Here is a 2,398-nt window from a genome sequence, read left to right on the forward strand (position 1 = left end):
GCTAATGCGAGACATGGGAATAACGGGACCCGCCCTCTATAACGTCGAAAACGCTTGTGCGAGCGGAGCGACAGCTGTCCACCTCGCATGTCAGGCGCTCAAGCTTGGTCTTTACGAAACTGTCGTGGTTTTCGGCGTCGAGCAGTTGACCAAACTGGGCGGTGGGACGATCCCGCTTCAGCGCAACGATTACAAGACCGAGCTTTACGCCGCTCAAGGGATGACCCTCCCGACGGTCTACGCGATGCGCGGTTCACGCTATTTGCATGAGCGCGACGAGTCTCCCGAAATCCTTGCGCAGATCGCGGTGAAGAACCGTTCGCACGGCGCACGAAATCCGTTTGCCCAGCAGCGTACCGAAGTTTCTCTGGAAGAGGTTCTCGGCTCTCGTCCTATCGCTGAACCCTTGACCCTGCTGCAGTGCTGTCCGTCGGCGGTGGACGGCGCTGCGGCGCTGGTTCTCACCACCCGCCGGCCGCTGCGCCCCGGTCCGGCAGTTCGAGTACTGGCGTCTGCTGTCCAGTCGGGTCACCAGGAACTGGGTTGCGACGACATTCTCGATGCGGAGATTACAGCCCGGACAGCGAGCTTGGCCTACGAGCAGGCCGGGGTCGATCCCATGGATGTCGGCGTCGTGGAGCTGCACGATGCCTTCACGATCGCCGAGCTCCTCTACTACGAGGCGCTTCAGCTTGCAGCGCCCGGTGAGGGAGCTTCACTCCTGAGGAGTGGCGAGACAGCTCTCGGAGGTCGTGTTCCTGTGAACCCAAGCGGCGGTCTTCTCGCGAAGGGCCATCCTCTCGGCGCGACCGGAGTGGCTCAGATGGTCGAAGTCGCCTGGCAGCTACAGGGCCGCGCAGACGGCCGCCAAATCGAGGGCGCGAAAATTGGCCTGACCCAATGCACCGGGGGCGGCATCGCCGGCGTGGACCACGCAGCATCGGCCGTTCACATTCTAGGAGTTTGACATGAGCAACAAACAGACAGCGATCGTCACCGGAGGCGCGCGCGGCATCGGCCTCGGCATCGCCAACAAACTCCTCGAGGCAGGTCACGATGTTGCGATATTCGACTTCGACGTCGAGGCGCTCGAAGCGACCTTGAAGGTGCTGCGCCGCTCATTCAGCGAAGAACGTGTGTCCGGAGTTAGGACGGACATCACAAACCGGGCCGAAGTTGAAGACGCGGTCCGCCAGGTTCGGGAGCGTTACGGGCGGATCGACATTCTGGTCAACAATGCCGGGATCGTACGCGACCGTAGGCTGGTCAAGATGGAGGAGGACGATTGGGATAGCGTGATCGCTACCAATCTCAAGTCGCAGTTCCTCACCTGTAAGAGCGTCGTGCCGACGATGATCGATCAACAATTCGGCCGCATCGTCAACATTTCGTCCAGAGCCTGGCTCGGGGGATTTGGGCAAGCGAACTACTCCGCCGCCAAGGGGGGCGTGGTCAGCCTTACGCGTAGCCTCGCGATCGAACTTGCAAACCAGGGCATCACCGTCAACGCGGTCGCTCCGGGGATCGTGGAGACCCCTCTGTTCCAGACGTTCGCGGACGATGTCCAGGAACGACTGAAGAAGAGCGTGCCAATGCAGCGTATCGGTTCGTCCGAGGACATCGCACAGGCTGTGCTCTTTTTCGCATCCCGCGAAAGCTCTTACATCACCGGACAGCTGCTCTACGTATGCGGTGGCCGGTCGCTTTCAAGTCCGAGCGTATGAGGTCGGAACATGTCAGTTGAAACGACAATCGAAAACCGCATCGCGACGATCAGGATCAATCGGCCTGAAAAGCTGAACGCCCTGGATGTCGAGCATCTCGTCGACCTCAGAACGGCAATCGCGGTTGCCAATGAGGATGCCTCTGTGAGGGTGATGGTCCTAACGGGAGTTGGCCGAGCGTTCTGCGTCGGCGCTGATCTTGGTGCGACGATCGAATCCGACCATAGCTTCGTCGAAGCATTCGCGCTGTCGCGGCTCGCCGCGTCGGCGCGCGGTCTGTACGTGAAGCTTTTTGATCTCAAGTCCCTGGAGATCAAAAAGCCCTTGATCGCAGCCGTGAACGGCTTCTGCCTCGGCGGGGGATTGGAGTTGGCGCTGCAGTGCGACTTCATCATCGCGGCGCAGGACGCCTCGTTCGGCCTCCCAGAGGTGGTCGTTTCTAGCCTTCCTGCCGGCGGCGGTGTACCGAGCATCCTTCGGGCGCTTCCCAGAAACGTCGGGATGCGGCTGCTCCTGACCGGCGAGCGCATCGGAGCGGAACGCGCCTACGAAATCGGGTTGGCGACCGAAATCGCGCCAACGGAGGAACTCGAAGCGGTAGCGCTACAGGTGGCCGGAACGATCGCGGCAAACGGCCCTCTTGCCGTTCAACTCGTGAAGATGCTGGCATCGGA

The 2,398-nt window shown here is 61.1% G+C and carries 3 protein-coding genes; all 3 read left to right on the top strand.

Features of this window, described 5'->3' with window-relative positions; all coding sequences use genetic code 11:
• On the top strand, positions 1-967 hold a 967-nt coding region (locus A7X77_RS31270; RefSeq protein WP_064686649.1), incomplete at its 5' end, for a thiolase family protein.
• 1 nt (position 968) lies between these two features.
• Positions 969-1,724: an SDR family oxidoreductase gene (locus A7X77_RS31275; protein ID WP_064686650.1), complete on the top strand. Its 756-nt coding sequence runs from the start codon at positions 969-971 to the stop codon at positions 1,722-1,724.
• 9 nt (positions 1,725-1,733) lie between these two features.
• Positions 1,734-2,398, top strand: a 665-nt coding sequence (locus tag A7X77_RS31280) for an enoyl-CoA hydratase/isomerase family protein (RefSeq protein ID WP_064686651.1), incomplete at its 3' end; no start/stop codon positions are given.

The organism is Rhizobium bangladeshense (assembly GCF_001662075.1).
GTDB lineage: Bacteria > Pseudomonadota > Alphaproteobacteria > Rhizobiales > Rhizobiaceae > Rhizobium > Rhizobium bangladeshense_B.

Bases quoted from the DNA above. Each gene is read 5' to 3' on its own strand.
- A7X77_RS31275 (WP_064686650.1), top strand. From the start codon at position 969: ATGAGCAACAAACAGACAGCGATCGTCACCGGAGGCGCGCGCGGCATC.